The organism is Pseudomonas sp. c313, assembly GCF_055407145.1.
In genome coordinates this window covers 257,249-275,500 of the sequence record NZ_JBUZRD010000002.1, presented here as the reverse complement: position 1 = coordinate 275,500, position 18,252 = coordinate 257,249, and the positions used below count along the sequence as shown (strand labels likewise).

Below are 18,252 nucleotides of genomic sequence, written 5' to 3'. Positions count from 1 at the left end.
TGAGAGATCACTCAGGCCTAGTAACCCAGGCCCGGTGACTTGAGCGTCAGGCAGCAGCGCCAAGGAACGGCAATAATAGGTACAGCTTGATTATGATGACGTTAATGATGTCGATGAAGAAGGCGCCCACCATAGGGACTACCAGGAATGCTATCTGCGAAGGCCCGTAGCGCTGTGTCACCGCTTGCATGTTAGCGATGGCGGTGGGTGTGGCACCCAGCCCGAAACCGCAGTGTCCGGCAGCCAGTACCGCTGCATCGTAGTTACTGCCCATGACTCTGAACGTCACGAAAATCGCAAACAGCGCCATGAGCAAGGCTTGCGCTGTCAGGATGATAACGAACGGTAACGCCAGTGCTGCCAGATCCCACAGTTTGAGCGACATCAGCGCAATCGCTAGAAACAGCGACAAACTGACGTTGCCCAACACCGAGACTTCACGCTCAAACACCTGATACAGGCCCAGTGCGGAAAGCCCGTTGCGCAACACCACACCCACGAACAAGACGCAGACGAACGTCGGCAGCTCAAATGCCGTCCCCTGGAGCAGGCCATTGAGGAGCGAACCGGCTTGTAGGCTGACGGCAATCAGCGCGATTGTCTCAATCAGCGAAAACGGTGTGATCAAGCGCTCTTTGTTTGGTTGTTCAAAGCCCCTTGGCAAGCGCGGCTCACCTTGTACGAGACCGGGAGTCTGGACACGGTTGATCAGCAAACGGGCGACCGGACCGCCAATCAAGCCGCCCAGCACTAGGCCGAACGTCGCGGAGGCCATCGCCAGTTCAGAGGCGGAAGCAAGACCGAACTTCTCACTGAACATCGCCCCCCAGGCAGCGCCTGTGCCGTGTCCGCCCGACAAGGTAATTGAACCTGTCAGCAACCCCATCAAGGGGTCGAGCCCCAACGCCTTGGCGAGCCCGATACCCATGGCGTTTTGGAGTATCAAAAGCCCTGTGACCGCCAGTAGAAAAATCCCGACTACGCGCCCACCTTTTTTCAGGCTGGCGAAATCTGCACTCAAGCCAATGGTGGCAAAAAACGCCAGCATCAAAGGGGTTTGCAGTGAAGTGTCAAAGCGGATTTCAATATCGAACAGGCGCAAAGCCAAGAGAAGCAATGCAACCACCAAGCCCCCTGCAACCGGCTCAGGAATATTATACGTGCGTAAAAAACCGATACGTGCAACTAGTCCGCGCCCCAGTAAAAGGACTAAAGAGGCGGCCACAAGTGTTCCATAAAAATCGAGCTGAAACATTAGCATCCTAGGTATTGATCCAGAGGCGGACTTTTTACCTGGTCACGCTTCTAGAGTGGGTTGAGCTACTTCAGCCCTGACTGACGTCGAGAATCAGGCAACCGTCACTGGCCTGCCAGATATATTGGAGCGCGGCATGGTAGTGGAGCCAAGATGACTTGGAGTTAACTTTACTTTATCAAAATATTTCATATGACGAGCACGATGAATCTATTCAAGGTCCATGATTTCGCAATGAATTTCCAATCGAGGAGTAGAGACTGTATTGCTTAGCGAAAGCACATATTGTATTGATGCGACAATATCACTGACCTGTAGTTTGTCTTCGTTGCGTATGTGCCCATCGTTGGTCATGCCTGTGTTTGCAATGCTCTGGCATTGAACTGAAAAGCTGCGCCTTCTTGTCTGAAGGCGTAAGGACCTAGACCGCTGGTTTGTGCGTAACAGCCTGGGCGAAATGGTGCCGTTTTCCTCCTTCGCCAGCGCAACCTGGAGCTATGGTTCACCTCAACTGGAGCGCTACAACGGCAGTGCGGCCATCGGCCTGGTGGGCGACCCGCACCGGGCGTCAGCTCGGGCGAAGCCATGACGGCGGTGGAGGCAATCATCAAGCAATTGCCCGAAGGCATTGGCCACGAGTGGAGCGGGCAGTCTTATTAAGAGCGCCAGGCGGGCTCCCAGGCGCCTCTGCTGTACGCAGTTTTGTGTTCTTGTGCCTGGCGGCACTGTATGGAAGTTGGTCGGTGCCGTTTTCGGTGATCCTGGTCGTGCCACTGGGGGTTATCGGCACAGTGCTGGCGATCCGAGCGGCGGGGCTTTCAAACGACGTGTATTTTCAGGTCGGGTTGCTGACCACGGTTGGCCTGGCGGCCAAAAACGCAATCCTGATCGTCGAATTTGCCAAGCACCTACAGGAACAGGGCCAGAGCCTGGTGGACGCTACCCTGACCGCAGCACGCTTGCGTCTGCGGCCGATCCTGATGACGTCGCTGGCGTTCATGTTTGGCGTCCTGCCGCTGGCTATGAGCAGTGGCGCAGGCTCGGCAGGGCGGCAGGCCATCGGTAGGGGTGTGCTGGGCGGGATGTTTAGCGCGACGCTGCTGGGGATATTTTTTGTACCGCTGTTTTTTGTGCTGATTCGTGGGCGGTTTACCAGGAAGGGTTAAATGGTGCTGGAGGCGGCAGGAGGGGGGCGCCCAATCACGGGCCTAGGCAAGGGTTTATTATAACTAAACTAAACAGTCATTTAGTTTAGTTATGCAATTGAACACCCTCGGTGTCAACACGAAGCGAGGTTTAGCGCCTCGATGGCGAAATCTGAACTCATCGTCATTACCTCGAAATAGTCCTTCGAATACCTGCTGTTATTATTAAGACCGGAAGCCCAGCAATACATTCCTGCACCGTGGATGAACAAGGGTGGAATTTTGAACCTAATGGTGTGGCCGATCGGCACACGGTTATCGGGCAGGAACGTGAACGTCTGAATGTGGCTGATCCGCTTATCGAATTCAGGGGTAACATCGGCGTACTGATCATCCTTCTTCCAAATCGCATGAGGCTGGGCCACGTAGAACAAGTCGCCCTCGATCATCCCGGAATAGAGGTTCCAGCCGTAGATGACGTCGCCTTGGTTACGAAGCTGATGCACCCGGCAATTGTGGTGACACCTCAAGGGTTCGTATCCTTTGACCACGAGCTTGTTGACCGGGAACTGAATACCGTCACCTGGCAACGGAGCGTTAAGAACTGATGAGCAAGTGGCCAGCTTGTCGGCCATCAACCGGGCGATGAATGTCTGCAGATTTGGATCGTTCATTGCAACTGGTGACATCACAGATCAGGTTCCATCATGATTGAGCCGAGCAGATTGCCGCAGCGAGTACGAACCTGCAAGTAGCCGTATGGGGTGATTATTCAAGTAACGAGAAGGAGCGCAGTGCAGGCTGTGCATCTGACCAACAGCCCCAGAGGTCGCACACAATAGTACGCATAATGTATATTATGTTAAATCAGGTGCTATGCTAGATATGTTCATGAGCTCATAAGGTACTGATTCGACAAACCCGCTTCTGGCGTCCAATCTCTCAACGGGCCATGTCCTTCGTGTTCATGGTGAGTTTTTGCATGAGGTGGCTGACGATGAAACTGATTCAGTGCCGTTTATCTTCTGGTCGGCGCGTACCGCTGCTCCTGCAAGTTGATAATGCGCCGCCTCGGCCGAATTGGCACAGCTGAACCGTCCCCCCCGATATCTCTTGCATCTATGGGTTGTTCAGCAAGTTCACGGCCTCTCGGAATACTTCGGTCCGCCCAGGTGAACACTTGGCGTTCCAATAGAGCGTATGCGTAAAAAGCGTTGAAGGACGATCGACCACAGACAAATCGAGATCCTTGACCCCAGGACCGAAAACAGGCGCATGTGGGCCACCGATTAGGTCTCCCTGATAGACCCACCTCGACGGGTCATAAACATTGGTCCAACGCACCACGGAAAAAGGCGCGCCATGATTAATGATCCAACGTCCCGGAAAGTCCTTGCTCGGATACGACAAGAGCTTTGGAAACACAACGCCTGCGTCATCCTTCATGCCATCGGCTTTCGCGATGTTCTCTGTTCTTTGGTCTAGAGGCTCACGAACGGGTGGAGAAATCGGCATTTCACGGGCTTCAATGCGCACTTTCAGATCGGCCTCCCCACGTGCGAGCAACACTTCGGCATGCGCCAGCGGACTGCCAAACGTCACAAAATCGCTGATCAACCATCTATCCTCGGGCGACGAGCGACCACTCTGCGAGCTCAGTGTCGCAAGGCAGTCCCAGAGTTGCGCTTGCGCCGCCCTGTACTTCAATTGTGCATTGTCCAAGTCCGTTTTGACCTGAACCATGCTCGCCGTATTACTCGTCGCCGCTGCGGCGAGCCGGGTCGCGGCCGCGTCCAGATCCAAGGCAGCCACTTCGACCACACGAAGCGCATTGAACGCGGGAGTCCCCTGCTCCACAGAGGTTGCGTCTGCTTTTTCGGCCCAAAAATAAGTAAGCAGGTCGTAGGCAAGGATGGCCCCGAGGCTATGGGCAACCAGGATGACACGATCGTACTCATCCCCCTCATGAACCGCTCTCAACAAATTCAAACCTCGCGCCCGAACCGCCGCTCGCGCCGCAATATTGTCGGGTTCGGCTCGGGTATAACGGACCACCCGCCCAAACGTCTGGGCGACAAGCTTATGCAGCAATGCCATCAAACTCGCGACGACAGCCAAAAAAAACGCCCTAGGTAACCACCACGGCGCGTGGTTCGCCCAGATGTGTTCGGGCACCAATCCGATCAACCCCAACGCGATGACAGACAGGGTGGCGGCCCACAGCACAAACCACGCAGCCCGGAGGGCTTGGGGTACCTTGTCCAGAGGGCGGATCAGCAGGTATCGGACCCAGCCAACAAATTGATCCCATGTGGAGCCCGCGGTCAGGTCTGCCCAGTACAATTCGAAAAAATCCGACCGCACACCCTGTCGAAAATGACCGGATGATTTGCTTTTGCGAGTTGTGATCCGCCGCAGCTCCAACGAACCGGTTCGGGTATCAGGTTTACTCCAGATGTCATTCGCCGACTGTTGACTGGCAGGCGCGTTCTGCCACAGCGTGCTGACGAAACCTTTGACGGTATCCATCGGAATTTGCTCACCCATACCATGGACCAGAATGACAGCTTGGCGAGCGGTCCCCAGGCCAGTCTTCCTTTTCTTTTTGACGCCCACTGGTGCGGCTGAAACAGCGCCCTCGCCCATCGAACCAACGGTATCACTGACAGGTGTTGAGGCCATAATATCTACTCCGGCTGTGAGAATCTGTGCTCGTAAAAAAGCGGTTTAAAGAAGCCAGCCTTAATCATCTGTAAAATAAATAAAAACAGTGTTTCAACGAATTAACAGAGCTGGTCACACTTGCTTTCGTCCTATCTAACCAGCATAGCCTTGCTTATTTATTTGGTTATTTTTTTACTCTTTTCGCAAATGTGACTACTACACTTCTAAAACCTGCCCCCCCCTGACTGGACAGCACTCCAATACTTTAAAGGAACAGAGACATGCTGACGTTCGATAGAAGCAGGGTTCCGCCGCCGAGCGTATTCAACAGCCGCGAAGCGGGTCAGTATCGGCGTCTGCTCAAAGAGTATTTCAGTAAATCGTCAGAACAGATATCGCAAACCCGAGTCTCGCGAAAAGTACTGTCGCTCGATGAACCGGGGACTCACCGCGCGCTGAACCAATTGTTCCGAGGCAAGTGTGCGTTTTGTGAAGCATCCACCAAGGTTCAACCTTACCGCTTTCGCCCCACTGCGGAGGCAAGCCCACTTAAGTCCGGCGAAAACGGGCACCTCTACTACACATGGCTCGCCGATGCATGGGACAACATTTACTCTATTTGCGCGAGTTGTATGCCAAAGGAACCCTTTTTCTTCCCGGTCCAGGGCAATCGGGCAAGAATCCCAAGCTCGTCGGAAATAGACCAATTTGTGAAGCAGGGCAACGGTCTTTGGCTTAAGTACCCGCCGTCCGAGAAGCCATTGTTACTTGATCCTTGCGTACAGAAAGATTTCGCCTCTCTGCTCCATGTTCAGCTCGATGGTCAAATGAGGGGTCGTAAGGATGTCGGTTCCACAACGATTGCCACTTTCAACCTCAATGCAGATGAGCGCATCAAACAGCGTCGTAAAACCTATGAGAAGCGTCTGAATGAGTTGATCCGCAACTGCGGGCCGGGTGAAAAGTCAGCCAAAACATGGAAAAGCCTGGTCCCGCTGTTCGAGTTTGAAAATCAGGAATTCGGAGGTACCTGGTATTTACTATTGCGGCGACTTGCGCTGGAAATAGGCTCTCTCGGTAGTTCGCACCTCGTCTTATCAAAAGCTCGTATTCGCCGGTTCTACCATCGTCTTTGGGAGTCAGAGGGCGCGGTCGAGAAACTTGAACAGGCTAAAGCGGCGCTTGCCCGAGACGATAAGTTGGGGCTGCCGGTTGAGGCTGTTGCGCCTAAACCTCGACTAGGCCGAGCGAGACTGATCGGTGTTCACATAAAGAACTTCAAGGCACTTGAGGACCTTAGCTTTAAGCTACCGGCCCCCACGCAAGATCAGGCACAACTTGATAACCCCTCAGAAATGACCACGCCTTCCCTGTTGATACTGGGTGAGAATGCAGCGGGCAAAAGTTCGATTCTGGAAGCCATCGCTCTCGCAATGTCAGACGATCCAGCGCGAGAAGAGTTAGCGCTGGAGGCTCACAGCTTTATTTTAAAACCCGAATTCATGGGCGGTAGCGATCAGGATCGACGGGGGTCTGCAACCGTGTCGCTGACGTTTGACGACGGCAGTTCCCATGTCCTGAGTATTGGCGAGGAAGGCTTTGTCGATAGTAGACACACCAGCGGCTTCGAGATGCCTGGCGTTTTTGCTTATGGCGCCTTTCGGCAATACCTGAGGAAACAGCGAAGTTATAGCCCGGCGAAATACGTTAAAAATCTGTTGCGTTCCGATGTGGTGCTTTCCAATCCGGAAAGATGGCTGCTCAGTCTCAACCCGACGACCTTTGCAATGGTCGTGCGGGCGCTGAGGGATGTGTTGAGTATCGAAGGCGATTTCGATGTGATCTGGCGCAATCCTGAAAGAACCAAATGCCATATCGTCACCTCAATCATGAGCAGTGACATCGAGGCGAAATGGGGCAAAACCCCTTTGGATATCGCATCGTCTGGATTCAGGACTGTGCTTGCGACGATCTGTGACATTTTTCAGGGTTTGATGGACCCCAGAGTCAACCGGGACTTCCAGAGCTTGAGTGATGCTCGAGCGGTTGTGCTGATCGATGAGGTCGAGGCCCACCTCCACCCCCGCTGGAAAATGAACATCATGCGTGGCCTCAGGCGCGCACTGCCAAATGTCACGTTCATTGCAACAACCCATGACCCTCTTTGCCTGCGCGCCATGGCTGACAATGAGGTTCTGGTGCTGCAACGCGCCGCATCAAAGCAACCTCGCAATACTGCGAGAAAGTCGAAAAAGCCTCCCTTGCTACCGATGAAGGTAGAACGTCTGGAGCACCTTCCTGTCACCTCGAACCTGACAATCGAACAATTGTTGACGTCTGATTTTTTCCAGCTTTTTTCAGCGGACGCACCAGAAATCGACCTCAAGCTCGCCGGTATCGCTGATCTTCTGGCGACTCAACGCCTGGAGCCGATCACCGACCCAAACAAGCTCAAATTACTGCGCACCTTCGAGAGCGACATCGCGTCTGTGCTGCCGATTGGAACGTCAGAAGGACAGCGGCTTGTACAAGAGGTGGTGGCCGAGTTCCTCAAGGAACGCAGAACCGCGTCGGATGAGGCCCTTCAGCGCATGAAAAAGGAATCGAAGGCCAAGATCATGAATTTATTGCGAGGTATCAACCATGCGCAAAGTCAATCGGTCGACCGTGAGTCCCCCTGATATCCTTGAGTCACTGGAGGGCGGTAAAAGAGAATTGAATGAGGCTCGCACCCATTGGACCCAAAAAAAGCCAGGGAGCTTTGCATTCCGCCTGTACAAACACGATGAAGTGAAACAGAAACTGCATCAACTGTTCCATGGCAAATGCGCTTACTGCGAGACGTTTTACTCTGCAAGCGGACCTGTGGATGTCGAGCACTTCCGCCCCAAAGGAGCGGTTGCTGAAGACCCTCCTCTTTCTGGCTATTGGTGGCTGGCCATGAAGTGGGAAAACCTGCTACCGAGCTGCATCGATTGCAATCGAAAACGCCGACAGAAACTGGTGGGCGCTGAAACGACCCTTGAGCAACTGTGGGAAAGCGCCGCTAACGAAGCACTGAACACGGTCACGTCGGGCAAAAAAGACAGTTTTCCTGTTGTCGGCACTCGCTTGGCGCCGGAGAGCTACGACTTCACGAAAGAGCAGCCACTGCTGTTGAACCCGTGTGACGTCGATCCATCGCAATTTCTGGGGTTCAATGTTGAGCTGCCATTGTCAGCGCTGGTTGTGCCCAAGGACCATCCAGACGGATTGCATCGTGGTGCACATACGATTCACATATTCGGACTTAACCGCCTTGGCCTTGTCCAGGACAGAACCCGCGTCCTGCGACAACTGGAGTTCATGGCGGAGATGATCATTGAGTTGACGGCCATGGCCGATGAGTTTGACGAACTGTTGAACGTGGTAGACGCAAACTGGCCTGATCGATTGAAAGTGGTGCCATCAAGGCTTTGTGAATTAAGGAACCGGACGGTCGACGAAATTGGCAAAATGGCGCAACCAAACGCGCCCTATTCGGCAATGGTGGGCGAATGGATACTTGCCTTTGAAAAACGGCTTTCCGGCTGAATACGTTCTCGCGGCTCCCGTTACTCCGGTTCATTCTCGAATTCATCCGGCCCCTGTCGTGATTTCATTCAGGGCGCCGGGCCCACAATGGGCGATGTCCGGAACAGACTCATTCTTAGTGTTTGGCCCAGTGGTCACTAACTTTCATAGCTAGCGAAATCCGACAATCCATCAGGTTGTTGGCCACCGCCCGTTCTGTCGATTTTCACCAGCGAGGCAAAAGGCTGGCCCTTGACGGGAGCGTTCGAACTAATGAACTGCCACAGAAATAGCCCGCGTCGACGCACATGTCCGGCAACCAAATCGTTGAGCAGATCCGGGAAATCTATTATTTGCGGCAGCGGTGCTGTTGCGAAAAGCGCAGTGTTCACCGAACTTTCGTTAAGGTGTTATCACTATCTGCATTCCAGTGCGGGCGCTGTAACGCAACTCCCGTGTGCCGCCTCGTTTAGGGAAGTGAGCGAGCAATAAAATAACCGCCCATGCATTAAAGCAGTTCCCGTGACGCACGCTTTACCAAGACGGCAGCCTGTTTGCGAACACGTCGCTCTACGACAGCTATAGTTAAAAGCCTTGAGGAAACGCGGGCAAACCGACTTCGCAGGTGCTGCCATGAAACAAATCGATCTGACGATGTTCTTCATCGTATTTATCACGGGTGCCAGTGCCGTACATGCGGACCACAGCCCCATGCAAACTGCCGCTTCCAGCAGTACGCTGCTCTACTACGGGCCAAACCAACCCTTCGCGCACCCTGCCCCGCCGACGCTGGATCCTGTGCCGCCGGGCTCTTATATCCCGAGCGAACCCCAGGACTTCGTACCGATCGCAAGCACGCATGTGTTCTATGACTCACAATTACCCACCGTGGCGGATGCCAGCGTGCGGGTCTTTATCCGGTCCTATGATCCTGTACGCGGGGTCTACGTCAACGACGAGGTGCTCACCCCCTCCTGCCTGCGGGCCTGCCTTGCCCTAAAGGCCAGGTGATTCCTTAATACATTTACCACGGACGCTTTTCCGGACGTGCAAGGTTAAGTTTTTCGATCCGGTAACGCAGCATGTCGCGGCTCAAGCCCAGCAATCGCGCAGACTTGGTGACGTTCCAGTCGGTCTTGTCGAGCATCTTGCGGACCATGTCGCGCTCGACCTCCGGCAGGTTCATCGATTCAACCCCGTTGCCGGGCCGAGGTTCGATGTATTGCAGGTCCCGCAGGACCATCGGCTCATCCATCAGGCTCAGGCATACGTTCAATTGGTGCGGCGCAATAGCATCGCTCTGCGCCAGCAAGACGGTCTGCTCGAGCATGTTGCGAAGCTCGCGCACGTTGCCTGGCCACGTGTAGCTGAGCAGCAACTCTTCGGCTTGATCGCTGAAATACAAGTGCGGTTTACCATAGCGTTTGCCGTGGATCGCCAGGAAATGCCGAGCCAGTAGTAATACATCAGCGCCTCGGGCGTGCAGACGCGGTACGTTGATCGAGATAATCCGCAGGCGGAAGAACAGGTCGCGCCGAAACTTACCTTGCTGGACCATCTGCTCAAGGTTGCAATTGGTCGCGCTGATCACCCGCAAATCGACTTTGCGCTCTTTCACCGAACCCACTCGACGAATGGTCCGGTCCTCCAGCAGTTTCAGCAGTTTGGCTTGCAGTAACAGGTCCATCTCACCGACTTCATCGAGAAACAGCGTCCCGCCGTCGGCGGCTTCGACCAGCCCAACCCGGCGATCCTTGGCGTCGGTGAAAGCCCCCTTCTCGTGGCCGAACAATTCCGATTCCACCAAGTTGGACGGAATCGACGCACAGTTGAATTCTATGAACGGTCCCTTGGCACGCGGGCCGTCGAAGTGCAGAGCCCTGGCCACCAGTTCCTTGCCAGTGCCAGTTTCGCCTTCCACCAGCACTGGCGGCAAGTCGGTGTTTGCCATCCGGCGCTCGGCGTCGAGCAATTGTCCGATGGTGCCTCTCAAGTAGAGCATCGGCGCTGAATCACCGATTAACGCCTGCACCCCGGACTTCTGCGCTTCGCGTTCCTGATAGAACGACAGCGTGCGCTCCATGCGGTCGGTGGCCAATGCCTTATCCAGCAGCAGCTTGAGTTCCGGCAGCGCCACCGGTTTGGTGACGTAGTGGAAGGCGCCTTCTTTCATCGCCACCACAGCGTCTTCGACGTTGCCGTAGCCCGTCATCATGATCACTTTCAGTTGCGGCGCGCTGATGCGCAACTTCTGGATCAGGTCATGACCGCTCATGCCTGGCAACGAGTTGTCGGTCAGCACCACGTCGGGAACGAAGGTGTTCAGTTGCTCCAGTGCTTCTTCAGCCGAGTGGCAGATCGTCACCTCGAAATCTTTGCGCTCGAGGTAGGTCTGGATGTTTGCGGCGAGGAGTTCATCATCCTCAACCAGTAGTATGCTGTGCTCCATATTCCACTCCCGTTGCCACTTTAAAATTCAGACAAACACGGGTTCCTTCCTGCTCCTGACTGGTCAGCACGACCGAGCCATGGAAGCGTTCCATTATTCTTTTGACCAAGGCCAGGCCAACGCCCAGCCCGCCCTGTTTGGTGGTGAAAAACGGCTTGAAGACCATCTGTTGCTGCTGCTTGGTCATGCCTTTTCCGGTATCGCCGAGAGTCATGGTCAACTGCCCTGGGCTGGGCGAATGGATGTCGACACTCATCACGCCGCCCTTGGGCATGGCTTCGAGCGCATTGGCGAACAGGCTATTGAGAATTTGTGTGAGCAAGACCTGCTGGCAAACCACCGGCGGAACGCTCTGTGGGTTAAAACGTACCTCGACGTTGGAACGTTTGATCAGGGGGTCGAAGGCACTCAACGTATCGTCGATGGCCAGCACCAGGTCCACAGACTCAAAGTCGTCGTTCATTGGCCGCAACGACACCAGCAATTCGCGCACCCAACGGGACATGCGGTCGACCTGATTGATGATGTCGCCGATATTCTTTTGAGCGTTCTGGCAGGCAACCTCCTGGGCCAGTTCGGCGCTGGTGCGGATGGTCGCCAGAGGGTTGCGCAAGCTGTGGGCGACTGCCGTGGACATTTCCCCCAGAGCGACAAAGGTTTCGTTGCTGATCAATTGCTTCTGCTGGCTTTGCAGTAGCGTAGCGGCCCGCCGGACGATCGAGAACAACGCCAGGTAAATCACCGCTCCGCCGAGCAGCGTTGCGATCCAGATCGCCTTGAAGCCGCGCTGGATACGCTCCACCAGATCCCCTGGTTCCTTGTAGATCTCCACCATGGCAATCACTTTGCTCTTCTCCGCGTTAAACATCGGAATGTAGTTCTCGATGAACAGCAATTGCGGCTCCCGCAACAGCATTTGCTCAGGGCGTTCTTCGTCGATCTTGTGATAGCTGGAGGACACCGGCACCTTCATCTCGAAGGATTCATCCAGCTCCTCGTCATTCTCAATGTGCTTCCCGACCAGTTGTGGGTTGGTCGACCAAATTACCGTGCGGTCCAGGGCATAAACCGTGGCCAGGAGGATATCCGGCAAGTGCTCCACATGGTCGAGGAATTCGATGCGGGCAGCAGCGCGCACCGCCGCGTCCACATCGGGATAGAGAGGGTCCTGGCGCGGATCAAGCATTTCGCCCATGGTTCTGTTCGGGCTGATCCCGGCGTGGCGAATTTCGGCATCACCGATTGCCTGGACAAATTGCGCGGTCAGCAAAGCATCGCGTTCAATACTTTCGTTGACCACAAAACGCGTGGAAATGTAGCCGAGGCCCAGCGCCACGGCAGCGATGAAGAAAAAACTGACCAGCGAGAACCAGCGCAGCAGATTGAACTGACCGCCCCACCCCTTGCGTTTTGCTGCTGCCATAGGGGGCGCAGGTACTTTTTGTTCTGATAGCTGCATGGGAATTGTCCTGGATGCTCGCTTCAAACCTATCTGGCCGTTGTCACGAAGAGTGTAGGCTGCATTGATCATGATCGACGGGCCAATCGTGTTATTTCACTGTTAGTTGATGTGCGTCAAAGGAGCTGCCAGGGGCTGCTGACGGTCAGTCTCCTCCTGCAAGAAGCCGATGATGGCCCGCGCAGCTTGGTCGTCCAGGCGCAGGTTGGGCATCGGGATCTTGTCGAACCGTTGGTAAAGCTCAACAGCAACCGGGTCTTTTTCCGCAAGCATGCGGTCCGGCTCGCGAATCCAGCGGTTGAGCCAGGCGGGTTCGCGCTGGCGAGTCACGCCGAGCAGGTCTGGGCCGATACCCCGCATGCCGATGCCTTGCCCGTCTTGCGGGCCCAGGCTGTGACACGAGGCGCAACGGGTGCGGAACAATTCTTCACCATTGCTCGGCGGGCGAATTTCAGGCGCATTGGCGTAGCTTTCTTCAATGCTGGGCTGTTTCCAGTTCTGCAAGGTGTTAGCCAATTGGTCGGCGAGAATCCACGGGTTTTCAAACGGTGAAGCTTTCATCCAGCGTCCGCTGGCCTGGTTGCCGACGATCAGGCTCAGGTTGTGGTCCTTGCTGCGGCCGTTGTCGACGCCTTCGATAAATAGCCCGAGCTTTTTGCGCAGTTGGGTGACGTCGGCAAATTCGCCCGTCAGGAACTTCCAGCCCGGCCCCACCTTAAAGCGTTGTGCATAAGCGTTCAGCACCTCGGGGGTGTCGCTGAGCGGATCGATGCTGATGGAGTAGAAGAAAATGTCCTGACCGACCCGGTCCCCCAGCAACTTCTGGACCTGGCGCAGGCGTGCGGTTTCCAGTGGGCAGGAGTCACTGCATGAGGTGAAAATGAAGTTGATCACCACCACTTTGCCTTTGATAAGGTCGTCGAAAAAGTGTACCTGCCGACCGCTCTGGTCGGTCAGCAAGGTATTGGGGAAGTAATCACCACCCCAGGGGGTGGCGGACTCGGTCGGCGCCAGCGGATTCGTCTCGTGAGCCACCAGCGCCTGGCTGCCCAGCAGACAGGTGACCAGCATCAACACCACGTGCATGCCCCGCGCCCGGGAGCGCGGCGTATACAAAGGCCTGCCGACACCTACGCGGGTCACTTCTGGACCCCCACTTGCGGACCGAAGCCATCACCGGTGCGGAAGGTTGGCAGCGCCGCAGAGTTGACATAGCGCACGCCATCCCAGCTCGGCAAGGGTGTGGGCATCAACTGGAATTGCCCGGGTTTCTCAATGTCCCAACGCAGCAGCATCGAATTGTCTTCATGCTGGGTGTTGTGACAGTGCTCCATGTACGTCCCGGCGAATTCGCGGAAGTTGATCGCCATCTCGACGCTGTCCAGACCGTCGTTTTCCGAACCAATGCGGTACACGTCTTTGCGCGCCCACTTTTCCCATTCAGGTGGTGCCTTGCCCCCGCGACTGAGGATGATTCCCTCCTCGAAGTGCACATGCACCGGGTGGCTCCAGCCCTTTCCGCCGGCCTTGATGTTCCACACCTCCAGGGTGCCGAAACCACTGACGCCGGCATCGGTGGGGCCTGAGGCCAATTTGGTCGCGGTGTTCAGGCGGCGCGGGTCCATATGGAAGCCAAAGCCACCATCGGTCTTGACTGTCCACGGTGCTTCATCGGTGCCGTCGGAACGGCCGAAGGTGAAGGTGCGGTGACGGGCGTTGGCCAGCAGCACTTTGTCGGCGGCGTTGTCACGGTGGATTTTCAGAGGAATCATCACCAGACCCTCGGCTTTACCGGGTTTGGCGGGCTCGTACGCTGCCGGGTCCATGGCCAGGTCCTGCCCCGTATAGGCCTTGACGTTAAGCTGCAAGACTTTGCCTACACCCGGGTCGCCCTTGTCCCACTGCGGTCCCTGGTTACCCTGTTTGATCACCGCCAGGTATTTTTCCGACAATACGTCGCCTAGGGCAATAGGCGCCTTCGGACCTTTTCCATCGTCATGGGCCATCAGGTTGACCACGAACAGCTTGTCGCCAGGCTTGATGCCGTTCTTGGCGAAATTGATGAGGATGTCGAAGCGCTCGGCGATGCCCTGTGTAGGGAGGATCGCGTTATGGTTCTGCTTATCGCCGTCTGCGTCGAGGTCCATGCTGCCGTCGAACGGCACGCTGTGTTCCATGATGTTGCCGTCGTTCGCAATCATGTGGAACGGTACGCGGGCATAAGAAACGCCAGCGTTTTTCGGTCCCTGAAACTCACCACTGCTGCCCTTGATCTCACGGACCACGGCGAACTTGAAGTAACGCGACACCGACCCATTCAGGATGCGAAACCGATAGCTGCGGGCACGGACATCCAGCGTCGGTTTCCACTGCCAGTTGACCAGTACTTGATCACCGAGGAAGCCGTCGGTGTTGAACGGGTTGAACCACAACTGGCCGGCCTGATCCCACGCCTTGTCAGCGAATACCAGATTAACGTCATAATCGCGGTTACCCCACGGTAAAGCCCTACCGCTGGGGAGACGCAGGTTGACGCCGTCGTTCACCGATTCGTTGCCACGGTCCAGGGCGCTGTAGTAGTTCATCATTGCCGCGTTGCCCTTGTAGACGTTCTGCGCGGTGAAATCGAGCATGTGGTCGTGGAACCAGTGGGTACTCATGGTTTCGCGCCAGTCGCCACGAATCTTGATGGTGCCGTGGTCGCAGGTCTTGCGGCCGGGGTTGAGGTCGTTGGTCCACAGGGTTTCGCCCGGCGCGCAGGGGAATGCTGCGCGCGGATCATGGGCGTCGGTGTTGATGCTGTCATAACCGGCCAACTGGATCGGCCAGCGATAGTCGTAATACTGGCCCGGAAAGAAAAAGGCGTTGGCATAGCCGTCGCTTTCCGCCGGCGCATGGCCGTTGTGTTCGTGGGTACTGATGGTATGCAGGCCAAACCCCATGTTGGCCGACGGATCAATCGGCAGACCGTTGTAATGGCGCATCAGCACAGGCTGACCGTAACGCACCATCAGCAGTTTGGGCGGCAAGGTGCCGTCGAACGTCCAGACCGAGTTGTGATTCTGTACCGGCATGTTGGGGTGAAAGCGCGGATCGACGCCCTTTGCGGTGCCATCCGTTGCCGGCACACCGGCAACGTTGTGATAGAGACCACCTGGACCGAACTCGCCCAGGGCATAGCCGTGCATCTGTCGAGCGTCACGCCAACCGCTGTTGAGCCGGGCACCGGTTTGCACGGTTTTGTAGGCCACTTGCGGGTAGAACTCGTTCCAGCGCTGGTGCGACCAACCCTTTCCAGGTGGACGACCTTCAGCAGAGGAGCCGATATGGCGATTGAGGTACATCTCAATCTGTGGCTGCCACGGGTTGCGATCTACCACGTTGGAGAATTGGCTGGGGAATGGCGTCAGCCCGGTCTGCCGCAAAAAGGCGTCGAGCGCTGCTCCCGGTGGTGCACTGCGGGCCGCATTGGTAGGGTCCTGCTGGGGCAACGGGCCAACGGTGGGCGGAGGAAACCCCAGTAGTGCTGCAGGCGTGGTGGCGTCGAGCTTTTCAGGGCCAAACTCTTCGAACAACACCAACTGCTGACTGAACGGTTGGGCGCCGTACAACGGGCTCGGCTTGCCATTGGTGGGGTAGTTGAAACTGGTCTGCGCCCTAAGCGGCAGCAGGTTTTCCACCCGGGTGCTATCCCGTGAGCCTTTGATGCCATCGGGTAAATCGAAGGCGTCTTCGTTGGCATCCGGCAGGGTCAGAATAGCGTTCAGGGCGGTCGGCTTATCAGCCGGCTCGTCCAGGTATGCCGAGGGGTCGGAAGGCTCGGGCTGACGCTCATCGTCAATCGGGCTGGCGCGCAGCGGGGTCGTGCCCAGTGTTATCGTCAGAAGGATGCCCAGTGGGGTCAACAGGCCGAACCACTTACAGGTGTGCCGCATTTTTGTGTCCATTACCAGCCGCCTCGAAGTAGTGAAGGGGGTAATGGTGTTCTGCAATTACCTCGCCAGACTTTTAACGGTCTTGCACAAAAGCATTAGCACGTTATAAAGCAACGAGTTACCCATATAATTAGGCCGCTAACGGCTCAGTGACTGGGGCATGGCACCCGCTAACGGGTAAAGATCATCCCCGTTTTCAGGGGAGTAATTTGAAAGACAGGCGAACAAAAGTGCCCTCGCCTTCACGACTGTCGAGGATCACCGCACCGCCAAAACGCTCCATGATCCGCTTCACCAGCACCAGCCCGACACCAAGCCCGGCCTGCTTGGTGGTGAAGAACGGCCGGAAGGCCAGATTGCGCTGTTCTTCGTTCATGCCTTTGCCGGTGTCGCTCAGCACCAGGCAGACGCATCGGGCATCGGTCGGTTCCAGGGTGACGGTCAGCGTGCCGCCCTTATCCATCGCCTCCAGGGCATTTGCCATCAACCTGTTGAGGATCTGAATCAACTGCACCTGCTGGCTCAGGACCATCGGCGTTTGCCGCGCATTGAACACTACATGAACCCCCGCCCGGGCAATTTGCTGCTCGAGCGCCATGAGGCTGTCGTGGACTGCCGCCACCAGGTTCACCGGCTCGGGATCGTCGTTGAGCGGTCGCAAGGATTGCAGCAGTTCGCTGACCCACGTCGACATGCGATCGACTTGGCCGATGATGTCGCTGATATTCTTGCGTGCCGGGCCGCCTTCGAACTCCAGGGCCAATTCCGCGCTGGAACGAATAGTCGCCAACGGATTGCGCAAACTATGAGCGACGGCTGAAGACATTTCGCCCAGGGCCACTAAGGTTTCGTTGGTGATCAGTTGTTTTTGTTGTTGCGCCAGCAGAATCGCTGCCCGCCGCACAATCCAGTACAAACCCAGGTAAATCAACCCGCCACCCAGCGCGGTCGCTAGCCAGATCAATGCCAGGCCGCGCGCTATACGGCTGATCAAGTCCTTGGGCGCCTTGTAGATCTCGACCATCGCCGTGACATTCTTGCCGTCGGCATCAAACAGCGGAATGTAGTTTTCAAGAAAGATGTAATCCGGAGGCGTGACAAATTTCTGCTCCATCCGCGCGGTATCAACATCGTGATAACTGGCCGAGACCGGGGTCTTCAAATCGAAAGCCTGATCCAGGTCCTCGTCGGTGTGAATCGTGGTGCCCATCAGTGCCGGGTTGGTGGACCAGATCACCAGGCGGTCAGGGGCGTAGATATTGGCCAGGATAACGTCCGGCAGGTTGGCAATATGGTCGAGGAATTCGCCCCGGGCTTTGGCCCGCGCCGCAGGATCAACGTCGGGAAAGTTCTTGTCCTGGCGTGGGTCGAGTAACTCGCCCATGGTCCGCACGTTTGGGATCGACACATGGCGCACCTCGGCCGAGGCGATCGCTTGAATGAACTGCGACGTCAACAATGCATCGCGCTGTACGCTCTCGCGGATCACGAACTGGGTGGACACCGCACCCAGGGCAACCGCCACCGTGGCTATCACTGCCATGCTGATGAGTGAAAACCAGCGCAGCAGGTTGAACGGTCGCTTAAGCACGCTTAAGCGAATGTTGCCTTCCTCTGGTGGGGGTGTGTCTGTGTGCATATTCATGGACATTGATCCAAGCGATTCACCTATAGGGTTATAGCCCACTGTACCGGCTTTGCCCGTTTCCCCATCTCCCCCAATGCTGGGGACACTGGCCCATTGCGATAGTTGCCACTCAATCTCCCTTGCAATGCTGCACGCCCATGGCACC

Annotated in this window: 12 protein-coding genes and 1 pseudogene; 4 read left to right on the top strand and 9 right to left on the bottom strand. The window is 56.1% G+C overall.

From position 1 onward, the window contains the following. Positions 1 to 46: 46 nt before the first annotated feature. On the bottom strand, positions 47 to 1,255 hold the full coding sequence (gene gltS, locus ACZRKZ_RS06105) for a sodium/glutamate symporter (protein ID WP_463981051.1): 1,209 nt from the start codon (positions 1,253 to 1,255) through the stop codon (positions 47 to 49). Between the two features lie 418 nt (positions 1,256 to 1,673). Here gltS and ACZRKZ_RS06100 point away from each other — a divergent pair. Then, positions 1,674 to 2,421, top strand: a pseudogene (locus ACZRKZ_RS06100) (efflux RND transporter permease subunit); the annotation flags it as partial. Positions 2,422 to 2,534: 113 nt separating this feature from the next. On the opposite strand, the gene ACZRKZ_RS06095 reads toward ACZRKZ_RS06100, so the two are convergent. Beyond that, positions 2,535 to 3,089 carry a hypothetical protein gene (locus tag ACZRKZ_RS06095; protein ID WP_463981050.1) on the bottom strand — a complete coding sequence of 185 codons (555 nt, stop codon included), beginning with the start codon at positions 3,087 to 3,089 and terminating at the stop codon, positions 2,535 to 2,537. A gap of 430 nt (positions 3,090 to 3,519) precedes the next feature. Beyond that, complete coding sequence (locus ACZRKZ_RS06090; RefSeq protein WP_463981049.1) at positions 3,520 to 5,082, bottom strand: hypothetical protein; 1,563 nt, start codon at positions 5,080 to 5,082, stop codon at positions 3,520 to 3,522. Positions 5,083 to 5,345: 263 nt separating this feature from the next. Here ACZRKZ_RS06090 and ACZRKZ_RS06085 point away from each other — a divergent pair, with 263 nt between their 5' ends. Together ACZRKZ_RS06085 and ACZRKZ_RS06080 are read left to right on the top strand one after the other, a co-directional pair. Beyond that, positions 5,346 to 7,745, top strand: coding sequence for an AAA family ATPase (locus ACZRKZ_RS06085; protein WP_463981048.1), 2,400 nt, complete (start codon positions 5,346 to 5,348; stop codon positions 7,743 to 7,745). Beyond that, complete coding sequence (locus ACZRKZ_RS06080; RefSeq protein ID WP_463981047.1) at positions 7,708 to 8,637, top strand: HNH endonuclease family protein; 930 nt, start codon at positions 7,708 to 7,710, stop codon at positions 8,635 to 8,637. The genes ACZRKZ_RS06085 and ACZRKZ_RS06080 overlap by 38 nt, the downstream gene beginning before the upstream one ends. Before the next feature lie 137 nt (positions 8,638 to 8,774). Here the strand turns inward: ACZRKZ_RS06080 and ACZRKZ_RS06075 are convergent, their stop codons facing one another. Then, a complete protein-coding gene (locus ACZRKZ_RS06075; RefSeq protein ID WP_463981046.1) occupies positions 8,775 to 9,008 on the bottom strand; it encodes a hypothetical protein in 234 nt (77 codons plus the stop codon). A gap of 241 nt (positions 9,009 to 9,249) precedes the next feature. Between ACZRKZ_RS06075 and ACZRKZ_RS06070 the strand changes: the two genes are divergently transcribed. Next, a complete protein-coding gene (locus ACZRKZ_RS06070) occupies positions 9,250 to 9,627 on the top strand; it encodes a hypothetical protein (protein ID WP_463981045.1) in 378 nt (125 codons plus the stop codon). A gap of 13 nt (positions 9,628 to 9,640) precedes the next feature. Here ACZRKZ_RS06070 and ACZRKZ_RS06065 read toward each other — a convergent pair whose 3' ends face one another. From ACZRKZ_RS06065 to ACZRKZ_RS06045, 5 genes are all read right to left on the bottom strand, one after another. Further along, positions 9,641 to 11,065: a sigma-54-dependent transcriptional regulator gene (locus ACZRKZ_RS06065; RefSeq protein WP_463981044.1), complete on the bottom strand. Its 1,425-nt coding sequence runs from the start codon at positions 11,063 to 11,065 to the stop codon at positions 9,641 to 9,643. Further along, on the bottom strand, positions 11,040 to 12,524 hold the full coding sequence (locus tag ACZRKZ_RS06060; RefSeq protein WP_057436482.1) for a sensor histidine kinase: 1,485 nt from the start codon (positions 12,522 to 12,524) through the stop codon (positions 11,040 to 11,042). Before ACZRKZ_RS06060 ends, ACZRKZ_RS06065 begins: the two co-directional genes overlap by 26 nt. 102 nt (positions 12,525 to 12,626) lie before the next feature. Beyond that, positions 12,627 to 13,610 (bottom strand): SCO family protein, encoded by a 984-nt coding sequence (locus ACZRKZ_RS06055; protein WP_463981455.1) that lies wholly within the window; start codon positions 13,608 to 13,610, stop codon positions 12,627 to 12,629. 53 nt (positions 13,611 to 13,663) lie between these two features. Then, a complete protein-coding gene (locus ACZRKZ_RS06050) occupies positions 13,664 to 16,471 on the bottom strand; it encodes a multicopper oxidase domain-containing protein (protein WP_463981043.1) in 2,808 nt (935 codons plus the stop codon). Positions 16,472 to 16,655: 184 nt separating this feature from the next. Continuing rightward, complete coding sequence (locus ACZRKZ_RS06045; protein WP_463981042.1) at positions 16,656 to 18,104, bottom strand: sensor histidine kinase; 1,449 nt, start codon at positions 18,102 to 18,104, stop codon at positions 16,656 to 16,658. Positions 18,105 to 18,252 lie beyond the last annotated feature (148 nt).

Coding starts and splice junctions, on each gene's coding strand:
- ACZRKZ_RS06060 (WP_057436482.1), bottom strand. CDS start 12,524: ATGCAGCTATCAGAACAAAAAGTACCTGCGCCCCCTATGGCAGCAGCA.
- gltS (WP_463981051.1), bottom strand. CDS start 1,255: ATGTTTCAGCTCGATTTTTATGGAACACTTGTGGCCGCCTCTTTAGTC.
- ACZRKZ_RS06070 (WP_463981045.1), top strand. CDS start 9,250: ATGAAACAAATCGATCTGACGATGTTCTTCATCGTATTTATCACGGGT.
- ACZRKZ_RS06090 (WP_463981049.1), bottom strand. CDS start 5,082: ATGGCCTCAACACCTGTCAGTGATACCGTTGGTTCGATGGGCGAGGGC.
- ACZRKZ_RS06085 (WP_463981048.1), top strand. CDS start 5,346: ATGCTGACGTTCGATAGAAGCAGGGTTCCGCCGCCGAGCGTATTCAAC.
- ACZRKZ_RS06080 (WP_463981047.1), top strand. CDS start 7,708: ATGCGCAAAGTCAATCGGTCGACCGTGAGTCCCCCTGATATCCTTGAG.
- ACZRKZ_RS06045 (WP_463981042.1), bottom strand. CDS start 18,104: ATGAATATGCACACAGACACACCCCCACCAGAGGAAGGCAACATTCGC.
- ACZRKZ_RS06055 (WP_463981455.1), bottom strand. CDS start 13,610: ATGCACGTGGTGTTGATGCTGGTCACCTGTCTGCTGGGCAGCCAGGCG.
- ACZRKZ_RS06065 (WP_463981044.1), bottom strand. CDS start 11,065: ATGGAGCACAGCATACTACTGGTTGAGGATGATGAACTCCTCGCCGCA.
- ACZRKZ_RS06050 (WP_463981043.1), bottom strand. CDS start 16,471: ATGGACACAAAAATGCGGCACACCTGTAAGTGGTTCGGCCTGTTGACC.
- ACZRKZ_RS06095 (WP_463981050.1), bottom strand. CDS start 3,089: ATGTCACCAGTTGCAATGAACGATCCAAATCTGCAGACATTCATCGCC.